Source organism: Nocardia rosealba, from assembly GCF_020216065.1.
In the GTDB taxonomy this organism is placed as follows: domain Bacteria; phylum Actinomycetota; class Actinomycetes; order Mycobacteriales; family Mycobacteriaceae; genus Nocardia; species Nocardia rosealba.
This window is the reverse complement of the sequence record NZ_JAIWNA010000007.1, coordinates 42,094-59,275: the sequence shown is the minus strand read 5'-3', so window position 1 is coordinate 59,275 and position 17,182 is coordinate 42,094. Positions and strand designations below refer to the sequence as shown.

Genomic DNA, 17,182 nt, shown 5'->3' with positions numbered 1-17,182 from the left:
TCCATCACAGGAGCAGCGGAGGAGGTGGGCGTGTGACGACGTCACCCGCGGCCGAGACAGAGCTGGACGACGCGACCCTGGCAGGTCGGGCGCGTGACGGCGATGTCCGCGCATACGAGCAGCTGGTGCTGCGCTATCAAGGACCGATGTTCCGGCTGGCTGCCAAGATGCTGGCCGACCGCGCCGAGGCCGAGGACGTCACCCAGGAGGTGTTCCTCAAGGCCTGGCGAACGATCGCGCGCCTGCAGGACGACGCCGCGTTCGCGGGCTGGCTCTACCGGATGACGACCAACCGGTGTCTCAATGTCATCCGCGCGCGCCGCCCGTCCACCGAGGTCGACCCGGATACCACGGCGTCGACCCGCAGCGACACCCGACCCGAGCACGCCACCGAGGTGAGCAGCCAGATGGCCGCGCTGACCGACGCGCTGCAACTGCTCACGCCCGAACAGCGGGCCTGCTGGCTGCTGCGCGAAGTGCACGGCCGTTCCTATGACGAGATCGCCGAAATCGTCGGCACCAACAGCACTGCGGTGCGCGGACGGATCGCGCGTGCCCGAGCCCAACTGGCAGAGGTGATGAAGCCATGGCGGTGACCCACAACGACAACGACTACCTGCTCCCGTGCGGACGCGGCCTCGAACAGGTGTGGGAACGACTCGACGACAAAGACATCGACAGCCACGAAGCGACGTGCCCGCAGTGCGCCGCGGCCAGGGAGAGCCTGCTGACCTTGCGCACGGCCACCCGCGAACTGATCGAGGAACCCGACCCACCCCCACCCGATCTGTTCGGGCGCATCATGTCGGCCGTGCGCGCCGATGTGCGCCGTGGACGCACCCTCACACTCGACACACCTCATCCCGGCGCCATCCAGGTCAGCGAACAGGCGGTGGCCGTTGTGCTGCGGTTCGCGGCCGACACCGTCGACGGCGTGCGCGCCCGCGGTTGCCGGGTGCAGAGCAGCGAACCCGGCGCGGACGGCGAGCAGGTGATCGCCGTCGACATGACCATCGCCGTGCGCCACGGCGTGCCGCGCATCGAGGACGTCGTCTCGCTGGTGCGCGAACGGGTGCGCGCCGCGGCCACCGCACGGGTCGGCGTGCACCTGGGCAGGCTCGACCTCACCGTGGTCGACATCTACGAGGAGGACCGGTGACCGGGATGCTGCCCGAAACCGAAGTGATCGTCGGCGACGCCGTGATCGCCGCGGTCGCCGCGCGGGCGGCGGCCTCGGTGTCCGGGGTCGCCCGGCTCGAGCCCGGGGTGCTCGGCCTGGTCGGTCAGCTCGCTCGCACCGGCCGTCAGCTCTGGATCGGGCAGGAACCCGCCGCCTCGGCCGGTGTCCGGGTGCGGCGTACCGGTGGGCTGCTCAGCCTCCAGGTCGATCTGGCGCTGACGGCGTCGGCGCATGTCGGCGAGGTCGGCCGGGCGGTGCAGCAGGCGGTCGCGCGAGCGATCACCGAAGACACCGGCGCCGAGGTCGACGGGGTGACGGTGTGGGTACTCGATATCGAACCGGGGCGATCGTGAGCGGTGAGACCGAATTGATCGACCGGATCGTCGCGGCCATCGATGCCGTCGACGGAGTACATCCCGCTGTCCCGATGGGCTTGGAGAACAGTCGCTGGTTGCCGTGGAACGCGGGCAGCTCGGCGGTGGATCTCGATGAGACGACGGTGCAGTTGCGCGTGGTTGCCGCGAGTTTGCCGCTGCGCCCGCTGATCGACAAGCTCGAGGCCGCGGTTCGCCCGCTGCTCGACGAAACCCCGTGGGCAGGCGCGGGGTTGCGGATCCATGTGGTCGACCTGCACGCCGAAACCGTTGCCGGCGGGAGCGATCCAGATCACGTTCCCCGCCCGTGACGAAAGCCCGGCCACGGTGTCCTACCAGTGTTAGTTCGAGAAATGTTGGAGCACAACACCATCGGAGGAAGCTATGACCAGCACGAGCACCGAGAACAGCAAGGCCGTCGAGAAGACCGGCGCACCGGGCAAGGGTACGGGCGCGCTGGCGACCGACCAGGGCACGACGACCATCGCCGATACCGTTGTCCAGAAGATCGCCGGACTCGCGGCGCGTGAGGTCCGCGGCGTGTACGCCCTCGGTGGTGGCACCGCCCGCGCGATCGGCGCACTGCGCGACCGCATTCCGGGCGCTTCCTCGAGCATCGGTCAGGGCGTTTCGGTCGAGGTCGGCGAGAAGCAGGCCGCGGTCGACCTGGAACTCGTCGTCGAATACGGCGTCGCCATCGCCGAATTGGCGCGCGCGGTGCGCCGCAACGTGATCACGGCCATCGAGCAGATGACCGGACTCGAGGTCGTCGAGGTCAACATCAACGTCAATGACGTCTACATCGAAGACGAGTCCGACGATCAGCAGCAGCCGACCCGCGACCGGGTGCAGTGACATGAACGCCACCACGATCTGCCTCGTCATGGGCCTGTCCCTCGGCTTCGCGGCCGCTTTCGGCGGGCTCGGCGCGTTCGCCGTGGTGCTGATCTTCGGTGGCCTCGGCCTGCTGATCGGGCGCTGGCTCGACGGTGAGGTCGATCTGTCCGGGCTGCTGCGGTCGGCGCAGGATCGGAGCAGAAGGTGACCAGCGCCGCCACCGAGCCGGCCGACGTCACCGCCGGTCCCCCGGCCACCGAGCTGCCAGGGGCGACGACGATCGACGAGCGCGTCGTCCGGCGCATCGCCGCTCGGGCCGCGACCGAGGTGGCCGGGGTCGAACCGGATGTGCGGGTGCGCGCCGAGGTCGTCGGGACCGGCGCCACCCTACACGTCCGGCTCCCGGTCCGCTATCCGTCGCCGGTCGCCCGTGTCACCGACGCGTGCCGCGCGCACCTCATCGCCAGGACCGAGGCGCTGACCGGTCTGACCGTGCCACGAGTCGACATCGAGGTGTCGGCCATGGTGCCCGAACCGCCGGAAAGGAGAGTTCGATGACGCGTCGCCCCCGCCGGGTCGTCCCGGCCGTCGTCGTCGCGCTGGCGTTGCTCGGCGTCGCCGTGCTCGTCGCGGTGTCGCTGATCCAGCGGCTCACCGGGTCACGGGAATGGGTTTCCTACGACAGCCTCGCCACTCGGCTGCACGACACGTCGTGGGACAGCGTGTGGGTGCTCGGTGCGGGTGCGGTCCTCGCCGCGGTGGGGTCGGCGCTGCTCGCGGCCGCGGTGCTGCCGGGCAAGCCGGTGGTACTCGCGCTGGAACCCGGCGACGATCTGGAGGCTGGGATCGCGCGGCGCAGCCTGCGGCACGCGCTCACTGATGCCGCCGGCGCCGTCGACGGTGTCGACAAGGCGCGGGTCCGGTTGCGTCGCAAGAAGATCCACATCGCGGGGCACACCAACCACACCGCCGAGCGGACGGCCGAGAATCTCGGCACGGCGGTAGCCGCCCGGTTGGACCGCATCAGACCAGCCGTTGTCCCCCGCCTGCGCACAAGTCTGCGCACGATCGGACCAGGAGGTACGCGATGACCGTCGTCAACCGGCCCGCCCGGCTCAATCGCGGACTGCTCGGACTGCTCGGTCTCACGCTCGCCACGGCGGGTGGGCTGCTGATCGCGGCACACCTCGGTGCCTTCGCCCGGATTTCGCGCGATTCGCCGCTGGTACCCGGGACGGCGGAACCACCGCGCTGGGTCTTCTTCCTCGCTGTGGCGGGAGCCGTCGTCCTCGCGCTCGCCGCGTTGCGGTGGCTGGCCGCCCAATTCACGCGGCTGCCCAAGCAGACCGTGTGGCAGCTCGGGGACTCCACCGACCAGGGGTACACCCGTCTCGGTTCCGCTGCCGCGGCCGAACCGGTTGCCGCCGACATCGAGACCTACGACGGGGTTCGCTCGGCTACCGCCCGGCTCTCGGGTACAAAGCTGGCACCCGATCTGCATCTGCTTGTCGATACCGCCCCCGACGCCGATCTGACCGCATTGCGCAAACGGATACTCGGTCACGCCGTTCCCCGGTTGCGAACAGCCTTGGAGCTCAGCGCGATTCCGGTGAGCGTCGAGTTCCGGATCGCCGATCGCGGAAGAACCAAGCGCGCCGTGTAGCCGAAAGCCCCGCGACCCGCCAGGACGGCGAGTGCGGGGCTTTCGTGTGTCGAGCCGAGAGCTATCGTCCGCGGGTGCGGATCATCAGGGCAGGACCTGGGGGACGGCTTCCGGGATGACCAGGCCGATGACGGCGCCGATGACCGCGCCGGTGATGGCGGTGGAGATCACGCCGGGGATGGCGCAGAAGACGTAGCCGATGATGAACGCGGCCAGGGCCGGGACGCACAGGATGGCGGCGGCGATCGCACCGATCGTCGCGCCCGCGGCGGCACCGTTCTGGACCGGGTCGTGGTTGGCGGCGGCCGGGTCGGTGGCGATGTTCTTCAGCTCGGTGCTGGTGTCGGCCGACAGCGCGGGGGCCATCGACACGCTCTTGCCGTCGGCCGAGATCACGGAGGCGACCGCGATGGCGTTGCCGTCGACGGTGTTCAGCTTCAGCGGCACCTCACCGACGGTGACGCCCTCGGCGGACACCACGGTCAGCGCGTCGGGGGTGAGCACGAAGCGGCCGTTCTCGACGGTCGCGGAGATGGTGCGCAGGTCGGGCGAGACAGAGCTGCGGAAGTCGACACCGCCCTCGGAGACGACGCTGGACAGGCCGGTGGCGATCTGCGCCTGACGCTCTGTCACGTCGGCGGCAGCGGTGCCCGCGGTGACCAGCGAGGTGGCGACGGCCAGCGGCAGCGCGGCGACGAACGCGCGGCGACCCGCACGGGTGATGGTGTGACGGAACATGAAAATGTCTCCCTCCCGATGCCTCCGGTGACCCCCGAACCCCCGGACGAATCGAAAAAATTCTCGATGTCGATTGACTCGAGATTTGTACCGAACAGAACAGCTGCGAAACCGGAACTGTGACACAGCACATAGCATTCGGGGGTTAACAGTCCCGATGAGTGGGAACAGGTGTTCCTCAACGAACTCTCAGACAACCCCCACGACCCGCACCGAACTGTCCCGATACCGTCGCGGCTGTGATCCACACACGCGCCCGCCTGCTCTGCCTGTTCACCGCCGTCCTGCTCACCGGTGCCACCGTCGCCGCTTGCGCCACAACGGATTCCGCGCCGACCGGGATCGCGCTTGTCAACGCCGACACCGGACCGACCGGGGAACGGGTCGCCAAGGCGGTGAAGGACGCGGGCGGCTACGAGTGGACGCTCGCGAAGCCCGGTGAGGTCGACCCCGGCGACTACGCCGCGGTGATCACGCTGCCCGCCGATCTCACCTCGGCCATGGCCACCCTCGCCACGCCGACACCGCAGCGCGCCAAGGTCACCGTCACCACACACGAGGGCGCCGACCATGGCACGGTGAACGGCGCGGTCGACGTGGTGACTCACCGGATCGGCGCGTCCGGCGTGGATGCGGCACTTGCGGCGGTGTCGCAGGCACGCAATCAGATGACCTCGGTGCAGTTCACCGCCCAGCTCCTGAGCGCGGGCGTGAACGCGGCCGCCGATGGGGCCGACCAATTCAGCGGCGGCGCGGAGCAGTTGCTCGGCTTCCTCGACTTCGCCAAACAGGGTGCGGGACAGCTCACTTCGGCGATCGAGCTGCTGAACCAGACCGTCGACGGCGCGGCACTGCAGGCCACCCAGCTCGCCGATGCCCTCAGCTCCACCGGCGTGACCGTCGCGGGCGTGCAGAACAGCGCGGCCGCCCTCGGCTCCGGTCTCGACCAGATCCTGCCGCCGTTGAAGGCACTCCCCTTCGCCGCCGACCCCCAGTTGGCCGGCATCATCACCAAACTCGAAGCGCTCCAGGCGGTCTCGAATCAGGCGGGCACCCAGCTGGCCGGCCTGAGCGAATTGACCGGCGCCGCAGTAGATCCCGACACCGACCTCGGCACCCTCCTGCGCACCGTCGTAGCCCGCCTCAACAGCGCCCGCGACCAGCTCACCCAGGGCGCCGCCCTCGCCAAAGACCTCCCCACCCTCGCCGAACAGGGCGGCGCCCAACTGGTCTCGGCCATCGAACAACTCACCGGCGGCGTAGGCGCCCTCCAGAACATCGTCGGCAACCTCAACACCCAAACCAACAAGGCCCTCGAAGCCCTCCCCCCACGCGGCCAGTCCCAACAATCCGCCCTCGCCCTCGCCCTCACCGACCCGGTCGAGGTCGTCCACGAGTAGCCCCGGTATCTGCGCTGGAAATGCCTGCGGCCCGGTCGAAGTAGACCGGGCCGCAGGGGTTTCGGGGTCAGGGCAGGATCTGGGGGATGACGTCCGGGGCGGCTACGCCGACGATGGCGCCGATCAGGGCGCCTACCAGGGCGTTGGGGAGGCCGACGAGGCCGACGCAGGGCAGGTAGAGGATCATCGTGGTGATCATCGGGATGCAGACGACGGCAGCGGCGATGAGGCCGATGCCCGCACCGATGGCTGCGGCGTTCTGGACCGGGTCGGGGAACTGGGCGGCGGGGTTGGTGGCGATGGTGCGCAGTTCGGCCGTCGCGGCGGGGGTGGGCTGCGGGGTCACCGTGAGGCTGTGGCCGTCGGCGGCGATCTCGGTGGCGAGGGAGATGAGGTTTCCGCCCGCCGTGGTGAACGAGGTGGGGATCTGCCCGGTCTGCTCGCCCGCGGCCGATTCGACGACGACACCCTGCGGGCCGAGCACGAAACGACCGTCGGAGAGCGAGGCCGACACGGTGCGCAGGTCCGGGGCGACAGTCGTGCTGAACCCTTCGCCGGTGCTGGCCAGCCCCTGCGCGAAGCGCACCTGATCGGATTCGGCCGAAGCCGTCCCGGCACCGACCACGCTCACCGCGACGGCGACGGGCAGCACGGCGGCCAGCGCGTGACGGACAACCTTGTGGTGGAACATGATCGAGAATCTCCCTCCCGAATCACCCGGGCAGCCGGGCCCCGGACGAATCGAACAAGTCACTGTCATGGACAACGCATTGGAAACGAGACACACGGGAGCTATGGCTCCGGTCACACTCGCCGCACATTACCCCGATGCCCGACCGGACCGTGCCACGGGTCGTCGCAGCCCGTAAGCTGACGCGCGGGAAGGGGGGCACGATGATCGAAACCGGCTCTGGTACACACAATGTCGCGCCACAACCGGCGACCCGGTCGCACCGCGCCGGCTGGATCGTCCTCGGAGTGTTGCTCGGCCTGGCACTGGTCATCGGCGGCACGGCGGGTGCGGTCGCCCTGCAACGCGACCCCGTGACGCCCACCGCCCTGCCCGGCGAACCCGTGGTCGCCCCGCAGGAAGCCGCGCGCCTGGCGGCCTGCGACTTCGCGCGCGCGATGGCCACCTACCATTACAGCGATCTCGGGCCCTATTTCGACAGTATGAAGGCCGGAACCACCGGCACAATGCATGACGACTTCGCCACGAGCACGGACTCGTTGCGCCAGATGATGGAACCGCTCGGATCGACCTCGGCGGTCGTCGGCGAACCGGAGTGCCTGGTGAGGTCCGGCGCCGGAGACGAGTACGTCATCGTCGTCTTCCTCACCACCCACCGCACGTCCTTCACCGACCCGGTGGGTATGCCGCAGAAGACCACCTTCGCCCTGACCATGCGCAAAGTCGGCGTCCGGTGGTTGTGCGCCCAAGCCGATCCCATGTGAAACGTCGACGGCCCGTGTCTCCCTGAGGGAAACACGGGCCGCCGCTAGCTCAGCTCAGTTGGCGTCGAGCAGGTCGATCACGAAGACCAGGGTCTTGCCCGACAGGTGGTGACCCGCACCGACCGGACCGTAGGCCAGCTCCGGCGGGATGGTCAGCTGGCGACGGCCGCCGACCTTCATCCCCGGGATACCGTCCTGCCAGCCCTGGATCAGGCCGCGCAGCGGGAAGGTGATGGATTCACCACGGTCCCAGGAGGAATCGAACTGCTCGCCGGTCTCGAACTCGACGCCGACGTAGTGGACCTCCACGGTGCCGCCGGGCACAGCTTCGGCGCCTTCGCCTTCGATGATGTCCTTGATGACGAGCTGAGAGGGCGGCGGGCCCTCCTGGAATTCGATTTCCGGCTTGGTCATTGCGGGCTATCCCCTTCGATAGTGTGCGTTGTCCAGATGACTAGCGGTTGTCGATAGCGCGGTAGTCACGCTCACCGTAGCCGGTGTAGATCTGGCGCGGGCGGCCGATCTTGAGCGGCTCGGAGTGCATTTCACGCCAGTGCGCGATCCAGCCGGGCAGGCGGCCCATCGCGAACAGCACGGTGAACATGCGGGTCGGGAAGCCCATCGCGCGGTAGATGACGCCGGTGTAGAAGTCGACGTTCGGGTACAGGCGACGCGAGACGAAGTAGTCGTCGGTGAGGGCGGCCTCTTCGAGCTGCTTGGCGATGTCGAGCAGCTGGTCGTCGCCGCCGATCTTCGACAGGATCTTGTCGGCGGCCTGCTTGACCAGCGTCGCGCGCGGGTCGTAGTTGCGGTAGACGCGGTGCCCGAAGCCCATGAGCTTCACGCCGTCTTCCTTGTTCTTGACCTTGCGGATGAATTCCTTGACGTCGCCGCCGTTGGCCTTGATCTCGTCGAGCATCTCGAGCACGGCCTGGTTGGCGCCGCCGTGCAGCGGGCCCCAGAGTGCGTTGATGCCACCGGACACCGAGGTGAACAGGTTGGCGTCGGAGGAACCGACGAGGCGCACGGTCGAGGTGGAGCAGTTCTGCTCGTGGTCGGCGTGCAGGATCAGCAGCATGTCGAGCGCGGCGGCGACCTCGGGGTCGACCTCGTAGGGCTCGGCCGGGAAGCCGAAGGTCATCCGCAGGAAGTTCTCGACCAGCGACAGCGAGTTGTCGGGGTAGAGGAACGGCTGACCGACCGACTTCTTGTACGAGTAGGCCGCGATGGTCGGCAGCTTCGCCAGCAGGCGGATGGTCGACAGCTCGACCTGCTCGGGATCGCGCGGGTCGAGGGAGTCCTGGTAGTACGCCGACAGCGCGTTCACCGCGGACGACAGCACCGGCATGGGGTGCGCGTTACGCGGGAAGCCGTCGAAGAACCGCTTCAGGTCCTCGTGCAGCAGGGTGTGGCGGCGGATGCGGTCGGTGAAATCGTCGAGCTGGGCCTGGGTCGGCAGCTCGCCGTAGATGAGCAGGTAGCTGACCTCGATGAAGGTCGAGCGGCCCGCGAGCTGGTCGATCGGGTAGCCGCGGTAGCGCAGGATGCCCGCTTCGCCGTCGATGTAGGTGATGGCCGACTTGGTCGACGCGGTGTTCATGAAACCGGGGTCGTAGGTGACGTAACCGGTGCTGGCCAGCAGCTTGCCCAAGTCGAGCCCGTCGTTACCCTCCGCGGCCTTGGTGACCGAGATCGGGAACTCGCCACCGGGGTACTGCAGTACCGCCTTGGCGTCATCGGCGACGTTGGTGATGTTCTCAGCGGGCACGGAAGGATCCCTCTCAGGCTAGTTGAGATTCTCGCCGAGCCCTGAAACCCGGCGCCGAACCGTGCGCCGTTTGCGGTCGGCAGACGGCGCGCTTGGTGTAACGCTAACTCTTGTCGGCCGTGGATGAGCAATCAGGGTTGGCCTGGGCTGTGCTCACACCGGGGCGAATCCGTGGTGAGGTGCTCCACCTGCGCGGATCCGGGTTCACACGGCACGCGGCGGGGCCGGAACCGGTGGTCACGGCCCGAACTTGCCCACCACCCGCCTCGACCATGTATTTCCTTGTCTCCCAACTTATTCGGCGACAACCTCGGCGTGCGCGCGAGCCACGCGGTAGCGAACGAAAGCGGGGAAGGCCAATGCGGCGAGAAGCACCCCGATCACCACGAGTACGCCACCACCCGCGGCGGCAACAGCAGTACCCAGGCTCGCGGCGGCAAAACCGTGGGCAACATCACCGACCCGCGGTCCACCGGCGACAACCACGATGAACACCCCCTGCAACCGACCGCGCATCTCGTCGGTCGACACGTTGAGCAACATCGCCGTCCGGAACGCCGCCGACACCATGTCGACCGCACCGCCGAGCGCCAGGAACGCCAGCGCGATCCACAACCACACCCCCAGCCCGAACAGGTGCCCGGCAAGCCCGACCGCGAGGCCGAAACCGACCATCGCCACGCCCCAGATCGCGATGCACACGATCACCGCCAGCCCTTGCCTGCGCACCCGGGGCACCCACCCGGAGAACACCCCGCCCAGCACCGCGCCCGCCGAGATCGCCGCGAACAACAGACCGAGCGCCACCCCGCCCTCGGCCGGATCGTGGAACGTCTCGTGCGCGATCTGCGGGAACAGTGCGCGCGGCATGCCGAACACCATGGCGATGATGTCGACGACGAAGGACGCGAGCAGGATCCGCTGGCCGGTGAGGTAGCGGAAGCCGTCGATCACGGCTCGCAGGCCGGCCCGGCGCTGCTCACCGCTCGGCGGGAAGGCGGGCAGGCGGCACACCGCCCACAGGGTGGCGAGCAGCGCGATCGCGTCGAGCAGGTACAGCGTCGACAGACCGAGCACGGGGATCAGCACACCGGCGAGGACCGGTCCGGCGATCATGCCCACGTTCTGCACGGTCATGCTCAGCGAACTGGCGGCGGCGATCTGCTCGGGCGGCAGCAGCCGGGCGATCAGCGCGCCGCGGGTCGGCTGGTTGACCGCGAAGAACGCCTGCTGGGTGGCGAACAAGCCGAGCACGAGCCACACATTGTTCAGGCCGAGCGCGGCCTGCACCCAGAACGCGACGGCCGTCGCCCCGGTGCCCGCGGTGGTGATGACGAGCAGGGTGCGCCGGTCCATCACGTCGGCCAGCGCGCCGCCCCACAGCCCGAACACCACCAGCGGAATCAGGCCGAACAGGCCGGCCAGACCCACGTAGCCGGAGCTGCCGGTGATCTGAAAGATCTGCTGCGGCACCGCGACTACCGACAGTTGCGCGCCGATGACGGTGACGATGTTGGTCGTCCACAGCCTGCGATAGTCGCGATTACGCAGGGGCCGGGTGTCGGCGAGCAGTTTCACGCGCCGGAGATTAACCAGTCACGATGAAACGTCCCATGTTTGCGCTCGGTGAGATATCCCACCGTCAGGGTTGCAGGCGCAGAACCGTCGTCCGTTCGCCGTCGATGCGGACGACGATCCGGTTGTGCAGCCGTCCGTGCCTGCCCTGCCAGAACTCCACCTCGTCGGGGCGCAGCAGATAACCACCCCAGTGCGGCGGGACGGGGATGTCGTCGACGTCGGCGAACCGTGCGGTGGTCTCGGCCAGGGCGCGATCGAGGTCGGCGCGGGTGGCCGCGGGTCGCGACTGCTGCGAGGCCCAGGCACCGAGCCGGGATTCGCGCGGCCGGGTCTGCCAGTACGCCTCGGTGACCTCGGGTGCGACACGTTCGGTCACGCCGCGCACGTGCACCTGCCTGGCCAGCGACGGCCAGACGAAGGTGGCCGCCGCGTACGGGTCGGCGGCGAGCTGATTGCCCTTGGCCGAGTCGTAGTTCGTATAGAAGACGACGCCCTCGGGCGAGAGGCCTTTACACAGCACCGTGCGCGCCACCGGTCGCGGCGCCGGACCGGCGAGCGAGACGGTGGCCAGCACCATCGCGTTCGGTTCGGCCACCCCAAGGGTGCCCGCCTGTTCGATCCAGCGGCGCAGCAGCGGCTCCCAGCCACCGGCCACCCACGACTCGTCGAGATCGGGTTCGGTGGTGCGCACCGCCTGCGGATCGCCGTAGTCGACGCGCATCGTGCTCAGGTCGACAGCGCCGGAAATCGCGGCGTCGGACAGGGTTACGGAAGGCTGCGCGGCGGGCTCGGTCGCGGCCGCCGAGGACGGGTCGAGTTCACGCATAGGGGCGACGTTACTCCGCAGTACCAGCGGGTCTATCGTTGCGAAAGATCGGCCTGCCCCTGCAAGGAGAGTCACCATGACCGCGAGCTCGGTACCACAGGATTTCGTCAGCGGATTGGAAGGCGTGGTGGCCTTCACCACCGACATCGCCGAGCCCGACAAGGACGGTGGCGCCCTACGGTATCGCGGCGTCGACATCCAGGATTTGGTCGCCAACCAGGTGACTTTCGGTGATGTGTGGGCGCTGCTCGTCGACGGCCAGTTCGGTCGCGGCCTCCCGCCCGCCGAACCGTTCCCGCTGCCCGTACACACCGGCGACGTGCGCGTCGACGTGCAGGCAGGCCTGGCCATGCTCGCCCCGATCTGGGGTTACGAGCCGCTGCTCGACATCGACGACGAGACCGCCCGCGAGAACCTCGCGCGTGCCTCGGTGATGGCGCTGTCGTATGTGGCGCAGTCCGCGCGCGGCATCTACCAGCCCGCCGTTCCGCAGCGCAAGATCGACGAGTGCTCCACCGTCACCGAGCGGTTCATGACCCGCTGGAAGGGTGACCCGGACCCGCGCCACACCGAGGCCATCGACGCCTACTGGGTGTCGGCCGCCGAGCACGGCATGAACGCCTCCACCTTCACCGCCCGCGTGATCGCCTCCACCGGTGCCGACGTGGCGGCGTCGCTGTCGGGTGCGATCGGCGCCATGTCGGGTCCGCTGCACGGCGGTGCGCCCGCCCGCGTGCTCCCGATGATCGAGGAAGTCGAAAAGACCGGTGACGCACGGGCTCTGGTGAAGGGCATCCTCGACCGCAAAGAGAAGCTGATGGGCTTCGGCCACCGCGTCTACCGCGCCGAGGACCCCCGCGCCCGCGTGCTGCGCGCCACCGCCAAGCGCCTGGCCGCCCCCCGCTACGAAGTAGCCGCCGCCCTCGAACAGGCCGCCCTCGCCGAACTGCGCGAACGCCGCCCCGACCGCGCCATCGAAACCAACGTCGAATTCTGGGCCGCGGTCATCCTCGACTTCGCCGAGGTCCCCGCCCACATGATGCCCGCCATGTTCACCTGCGGCCGCACGGCAGGCTGGTGTGCCCACATCCTCGAGCAGAAGCAGCTGGGCAAGCTCGTCCGCCCCGCCGCCATCTACACCGGACCGGGCCCCCGCAAGCCGGAAGAAGTTGCCGGCTGGTCGGCCATCGCGGGCTGATCCCCTACTCCCCGACCGGGCACCGACTCATCGGTGCCCGGTTTTTTGTTCGCCGAACCGGCGAGTCCGGTCGGCCACCAGATAAGGCAGGGAGAGGCACACCGTCCCCGCCACGACTGCCAGACAACTCTCTGGACCGAACCATTCTTCGCGTCGATACGTAAATTCGTTCTTCACAGGGATAGCGCCCAGAAGAGCGCGGAAAACAGCAGGATCACCGACAGGCCGAGCGCTGCGCCCAGTGAACGTGGACTTCTTTTCCACGCGAGTAGGCAGATCACCGACGCCGCTGTCAGCGTCAGCAAGCCGAACAGGCTGCTGGCCGGGACGTCTACCGCTGGATATGCGGCATCGGCAAGCTTTGCGGTAACTCCGAAAATGAACATCGCGGCACCCGCAGAGATAGGTACCCCCAGAGTCGCGGCCTCCCAGAATGTCGGCATCGCTGACAGCTCCCGGAGGTCGGTCTTCGCTGCGCGTCGCACTATCACGTCACCACAGTAGTTCTTCTTACCGAGGGCTCAATTGCCATGTGCGCGAATACAAACGCAGAGGTTGTCGGGTCAGCCCAAGGAGGTGAAGTCGAGGGCTACGGACTTTCCTCGGTCGACGGTGAAGAAGGCGGCTTCCAGGCGGGTGCCCAGTTCTATTTGGCCGACGGCGGTCAAGGGGACGGGTTGGATGAGGCGGACTCGCCAGGGGGTTGGTTCGTCCCAGGCTCGGAGTTCCAGGTCGAGGCGTAGGACCGGGTCTTCGCGGGCGGTGTAGTCGGTGGCTATGGGGGCTACGGCGAGGACTGTGGCTTCGGCGCGGCGGCCGTTGGCGAGGATCTTGGCGGTGGAGCCGGGGGTGGATTTGGTTTGTTCGGGGAGGTACAGGACGACGCGGTCGGGGTCGCCGGGGTCGACGCGGCAGCCGATGGTGTCGCCGGGGCGCATCCATTCCAGATCCTGGCTACGGATCCGTTGCCGGACCCGCACGTCGTAGGCGAGTTCGCCGGGAAGGTGCACCCGCACGCTGAACCTATTGCCGACTTCACCGCGGCGCGACCACACCGACAGCACCGTCGCGGTGGCGGGCAACCCTCTGAGCAGCAGTTCCCGTCGTGCCCCCTCCGACAGCAATCCCGGGCGCCGCCCGAAAACCCACGCCCACCGATCGAGCAGGTGCCGTCCGGAATCGACCGTCAGCAGACTCATAGCGGAAGAGTACTGCCAACTACGTTGGCGCCAGGGCAAATTCCCCGCACAAGGCACCAGCCGGGCGTCCGGCAGCAACGACAAGAGCCACCACCCTGGCTCGGGGTGTCACCGAGACCCACGGTCCGCGCACACAGCGGGCAAGGCACGGCGCGGATCGCGCCCGGTCGATCGGCGGCGAAGCGCGGGCCGCAACCGCCGCAGGTGCGGGATCGCCGGTCCGACGTGGGGCGGCTCACAGACCCGCACCCACCGCGACCACCGTCATCCGCCCACCACTAAACTCCCCCGCATGACCAGTGCGTTCCCGACAATTCCCGCCGACCTCAAGCCCGCCGACGGACGGTTCGGCTGTGGCCCGTCCAAGGTCCGCCCGGAGCAGCTGCAGTCGCTGGTGACTGTCGGCGCCTCGGTCTTCGGCACCTCGCATCGCCAGAAGCCGGTCAAGGACGTGGTGGCGCGGGTGCGCAACGGCCTGCGCGAGCTGTTCTCGCTGCCCGAGGGCTACGAGGTGGTGCTCGGTAACGGTGGCACCACCGCGTTCTGGGACGCGGCCGCCTTCGGCCTGATCCGTGAGCGTTCGCTGCACCTGACCAACGGCGAGTTCTCGTCGAAGTTCGCCTCCGTCGCCAAGGGCAACCCCTTCATCGGTGACCCGATCGTCGTGTCGTCGGAGCCGGGCAGCGCGCCCGAGCCCGTGTCGGACCCGAGCGTCGACCTCATCGGCTGGGCCCACAACGAGACCTCGACCGGTGTGTCCATCCCGGTGTCGCGCCCGGCCGGTTCGGAGAACGCGCTGATCGCCATCGACGCCACCTCCGGCGCGGGCGGTCTGCCGGTGAACATCGCCGACTCCGACGTGTACTACTTCGCCCCGCAGAAGTGCTTCGCCGCCGACGGTGGCCTGTGGGTCGCGATCATGAGCCCGGCCGCGCTGGCCCGCGTGGAGGAGATCAAGGCCTCGGGTCGCTGGACCCCGGAGTTCCTCTCGCTGCCCGTCGCCATCGACAACAGCACCAAGGACCAGACCTACAACACCCCGGCCATCGCCACCCTGCTGCTGTTCGCCGACCAGATCGAGTGGATGAACACCAACGGCGGCCTGGACTGGACCGTGAAGCGCACCCTCGACTCGTCCTCGCGCCTCTACACCTGGGCCGAGCAGAGCTCCTTCGCCACCCCGTACGTCACCGATCCGGCGCACCGTTCGCAGGTGGTCGGCACCATCGACTTCGACGATTCGGTCGACGCCGCCCAGGTCGCGAAGATCCTGCGGGCCAACGGCATCGTCGACACCGAGCCGTACCGCAAGCTGGGCCGCAACCAGCTGCGTGTGGGCATGTTCCCGGCGATCGACCCGGAAGATGTTTCCCAGCTGACCCGTTCCATCGACTGGGTAGTCGGTCAGCTGTAATTTTTGCGGCGCCTGCGGCGCCGCGGGGGTTTGCGCCCTGTAAGACCGGGAGTTGCGGGCACGATTTTTGTTCCTTCGTCGCAAAAATCGCACCCGCAACTCCCGGTCGGCGCAAACCCCATTCAGCTATTCGTCAGCGTTGACACGCTTCGCAAAGTTCGCATTCTTCGCGACATTCCATCCGGCACCGAGCCGTTGATCTATCACCAAAACGCCTGTACACGACCAGGATTCGCGCGGGGAGCCGATCAGATTAGCCGCCCGGGGTGCCCGCGTGCGCGATTTGGGCGTGCGTGTCTGCTGCCGCGGCCAAGTAATGTGCACTACTGTCTAGGAAAGTGGGCGGTGTCCTAACAGACGGAGCCGACGCGATAGGGAGGTAACGGTGCGTGAACTTCGAGTGATCGGGGTGACGCCCGACTCCACGCACATCGTGTGCAGCGACCTCGAGTCCGGCACCAAGTTCCGGCTGCCCGCCGACGACAAGCTCCGCGCGGCGGCGCGCGGCGACCTCGCACGATTCGGCCAGATCGAGATCGAAATGGAAGCGTCTATGCGTCCTAGAGATATCCAGGCCCGTATTCGCGCCGGCGCGTCCGTCGAGCAGGTCACGGCGGAGTCCGGCATGCCGGCGAGCAAAGTCGAGCGTTTCGCCTATCCGGTGTTGCTCGAGCGTGCTCGCGCCGCCGAGCTGGCGCAGAAAGCCCATCCGGTGCGCCCCGACGGCCCGGCGTTGGAGACGCTGCACGAGATCGTCACCGCGGCCTTCGCCGAGCGCGGGCACACCATCGAACACGCCGAATGGGATGCCTGGAAAGACGAAAAGGGGTTCTGGGTCGCGCAATTGCAGTGGCGGCACGGACACTCCGAGATCGCCGCGCACTGGCGCTACCAGCCCGACGCGCACGGCGGTTCGGTCTCCCCGCTCGACGACCCGGCCAACGACCTGATCGACCCGGATTTCGGCCGCGCCCTGCGTGGTCTGGCCACCATGCCCGCACCGTCGGCCCCCGTGGTCGAGGCGCCGGTTCCGGTGGAGCCGCGTCCGCGTGAGCCGATGACGCCGACGCCGCGCCCGCAGAGCCGTCCGCAGCCCGCGCTGGACGAGTACTACGAGCAGCGCCAGGTCGCGGCAGGCGGTGGGACGGCGGCGATTCCGGCCAAGCCGGCGCCGACGGCCATGCCCGCCACGCCGATGCCCGCCGCACCGATGCCGACCGCGCCGATGCCGGCGGCCCCCAAGCCCGCCGCACCGGTTCCGGCGGCGACGGCCCCTGCCGCACCGAGCGAGCCCGCCGCACCGGCGCCGCCCGCCGCGCAGCAGGACAAGCCAGCCGCCGAGCCGGAAAAGCCGAAGCCCGCACGCAACAAGCGCGGTAAGGCGCCGATGCCGTCCTGGGAGGACGTACTCCTGGGCGTTCGCAGCTCCGGCAACTGACTGTGTACCGGCGGCCCCGAGTTCTCCCCAGAACTCGGGGCCGTGCTGGTCGACAGCCGACAGCGGGGTCGAGTGCACGCCCGGCGCGGCGGCAGCCGCCGCACCACGGGTTCC

General features: G+C 68.6%; 22 protein-coding genes. 14 read left to right on the top strand and 8 right to left on the bottom strand.

The genetic code is table 11. The features are described 5' to 3' along the window. Nucleotides 1-32 precede the first annotated feature (32 nt). The 9 genes from LDL21_RS23520 (at nt 33) to LDL21_RS23480 (ending at nt 4,054) form a co-directional block, all read left to right on the top strand. Nucleotides 33-596 (top strand): RNA polymerase sigma factor, encoded by a 564-nt coding sequence (locus LDL21_RS23520; RefSeq protein WP_225281779.1) that lies wholly within the window; start codon nt 33-35, stop codon nt 594-596. Next, complete coding sequence (locus LDL21_RS23515; RefSeq protein WP_225281778.1) at nt 587-1,159, top strand: Asp23/Gls24 family envelope stress response protein; 573 nt, start codon at nt 587-589, stop codon at nt 1,157-1,159. Before LDL21_RS23520 ends, LDL21_RS23515 begins: the two co-directional genes overlap by 10 nt. A gap of 5 nt (nt 1,160-1,164) precedes the next feature. Then, nucleotides 1,165-1,533, top strand: a complete 369-nt coding sequence (locus tag LDL21_RS23510) for an Asp23/Gls24 family envelope stress response protein (RefSeq protein WP_225281928.1) — start codon at nt 1,165-1,167, stop codon at nt 1,531-1,533. Further along, nucleotides 1,530-1,865, top strand: a complete 336-nt coding sequence (locus tag LDL21_RS23505) for a hypothetical protein (protein WP_225281777.1) — start codon at nt 1,530-1,532, stop codon at nt 1,863-1,865. Before LDL21_RS23510 ends, LDL21_RS23505 begins: the two co-directional genes overlap by 4 nt. A 73-nt stretch (nt 1,866-1,938) precedes the next feature. Beyond that, nucleotides 1,939-2,409, top strand: a complete 471-nt coding sequence (locus LDL21_RS23500) for an Asp23/Gls24 family envelope stress response protein (protein WP_067640974.1) — start codon at nt 1,939-1,941, stop codon at nt 2,407-2,409. Between the two features lies 1 nt (nt 2,410). After that, on the top strand, nt 2,411-2,599 hold the full coding sequence (locus tag LDL21_RS23495) for a hypothetical protein (RefSeq protein ID WP_067492453.1): 189 nt from the start codon (nt 2,411-2,413) through the stop codon (nt 2,597-2,599). Continuing rightward, nucleotides 2,596-2,949, top strand: coding sequence for an Asp23/Gls24 family envelope stress response protein (locus tag LDL21_RS23490; RefSeq protein ID WP_225281776.1), 354 nt, complete (start codon nt 2,596-2,598; stop codon nt 2,947-2,949). The genes LDL21_RS23495 and LDL21_RS23490 overlap by 4 nt, the downstream gene beginning before the upstream one ends. Then, on the top strand, nt 2,946-3,482 hold the full coding sequence (locus tag LDL21_RS23485) for a DUF6286 domain-containing protein (protein ID WP_225281775.1): 537 nt from the start codon (nt 2,946-2,948) through the stop codon (nt 3,480-3,482). Before LDL21_RS23490 ends, LDL21_RS23485 begins: the two co-directional genes overlap by 4 nt. Further along, on the top strand, nt 3,479-4,054 hold the full coding sequence (locus LDL21_RS23480) for an alkaline shock response membrane anchor protein AmaP (protein WP_225281774.1): 576 nt from the start codon (nt 3,479-3,481) through the stop codon (nt 4,052-4,054). The genes LDL21_RS23485 and LDL21_RS23480 overlap by 4 nt, the downstream gene beginning before the upstream one ends. Before the next feature lie 84 nt (nt 4,055-4,138). On the opposite strand, the gene LDL21_RS23475 is transcribed toward LDL21_RS23480, so the two are convergent. Then, nucleotides 4,139-4,792 carry a DUF8020 domain-containing protein gene (locus tag LDL21_RS23475; protein ID WP_225281773.1) on the bottom strand — a complete coding sequence of 218 codons (654 nt, stop codon included), beginning with the start codon at nt 4,790-4,792 and terminating at the stop codon, nt 4,139-4,141. Between the two features lie 239 nt (nt 4,793-5,031). Between LDL21_RS23475 and LDL21_RS23470 the strand changes: the two genes are divergently transcribed. Beyond that, entirely contained in the window at nt 5,032-6,192 is a 1,161-nt protein-coding gene (locus LDL21_RS23470; protein WP_225281772.1) for a YhgE/Pip domain-containing protein, read from the top strand. A gap of 67 nt (nt 6,193-6,259) precedes the next feature. On the opposite strand, the gene LDL21_RS23465 is transcribed toward LDL21_RS23470, so the two are convergent. After that, nucleotides 6,260-6,883, bottom strand: coding sequence for a DUF8020 domain-containing protein (locus tag LDL21_RS23465; RefSeq protein WP_225281771.1), 624 nt, complete (start codon nt 6,881-6,883; stop codon nt 6,260-6,262). A gap of 203 nt (nt 6,884-7,086) precedes the next feature. Here LDL21_RS23465 and LDL21_RS23460 point away from each other — a divergent pair, with 203 nt between their 5' ends. Then, entirely contained in the window at nt 7,087-7,647 is a 561-nt protein-coding gene (locus LDL21_RS23460) for a hypothetical protein (RefSeq protein WP_225281770.1), read from the top strand. Between the two features lie 54 nt (nt 7,648-7,701). Here LDL21_RS23460 and LDL21_RS23455 read toward each other — a convergent pair whose 3' ends face one another. The 4 genes from LDL21_RS23455 to pdxH form a co-directional block, all read right to left on the bottom strand. Continuing rightward, a complete protein-coding gene (locus LDL21_RS23455) occupies nt 7,702-8,061 on the bottom strand; it encodes an FKBP-type peptidyl-prolyl cis-trans isomerase (RefSeq protein WP_067492438.1) in 360 nt (119 codons plus the stop codon). Between the two features lie 40 nt (nt 8,062-8,101). Continuing rightward, nucleotides 8,102-9,415, bottom strand: a complete 1,314-nt coding sequence (locus LDL21_RS23450; protein WP_225281769.1) for a citrate synthase — start codon at nt 9,413-9,415, stop codon at nt 8,102-8,104. A gap of 294 nt (nt 9,416-9,709) precedes the next feature. Continuing rightward, on the bottom strand, nt 9,710-10,993 hold the full coding sequence (locus LDL21_RS23445; protein WP_225281768.1) for an MFS transporter: 1,284 nt from the start codon (nt 10,991-10,993) through the stop codon (nt 9,710-9,712). Nucleotides 10,994-11,057: 64 nt separating this feature from the next. Further along, entirely contained in the window at nt 11,058-11,741 is a 684-nt protein-coding gene (pdxH, locus tag LDL21_RS23440) for a pyridoxamine 5'-phosphate oxidase (RefSeq protein WP_443678054.1), read from the bottom strand. Nucleotides 11,742-11,895: 154 nt separating this feature from the next. On the opposite strand from pdxH, the gene LDL21_RS23435 reads away from it, so the two are divergent. Further along, nucleotides 11,896-13,017, top strand: a complete 1,122-nt coding sequence (locus LDL21_RS23435; RefSeq protein WP_225281766.1) for a citrate synthase 2 — start codon at nt 11,896-11,898, stop codon at nt 13,015-13,017. Between the two features lie 173 nt (nt 13,018-13,190). Here the strand turns inward: LDL21_RS23435 and LDL21_RS23430 are convergent, their stop codons facing one another. Both LDL21_RS23430 and LDL21_RS23425 read right to left on the bottom strand, forming a co-directional pair. Next, nucleotides 13,191-13,403 (bottom strand): hypothetical protein, encoded by a 213-nt coding sequence (locus tag LDL21_RS23430; protein WP_225281765.1) that lies wholly within the window; start codon nt 13,401-13,403, stop codon nt 13,191-13,193. A 177-nt stretch (nt 13,404-13,580) separates the two neighbouring features. Continuing rightward, complete coding sequence (locus tag LDL21_RS23425; protein WP_225281764.1) at nt 13,581-14,216, bottom strand: hypothetical protein; 636 nt, start codon at nt 14,214-14,216, stop codon at nt 13,581-13,583. A gap of 292 nt (nt 14,217-14,508) precedes the next feature. Between LDL21_RS23425 and serC the strand changes: the two genes are divergently transcribed. Both serC and sepH read left to right on the top strand, forming a co-directional pair. Continuing rightward, nucleotides 14,509-15,630, top strand: a complete 1,122-nt coding sequence (serC, locus tag LDL21_RS23420) for a phosphoserine transaminase (protein ID WP_067492426.1) — start codon at nt 14,509-14,511, stop codon at nt 15,628-15,630. Between the two features lie 385 nt (nt 15,631-16,015). After that, on the top strand, nt 16,016-17,068 hold the full coding sequence (sepH, locus tag LDL21_RS23415) for a septation protein SepH (protein ID WP_225281763.1): 1,053 nt from the start codon (nt 16,016-16,018) through the stop codon (nt 17,066-17,068). The last annotated feature ends 114 nt before the right edge of the window (nt 17,069-17,182 follow it).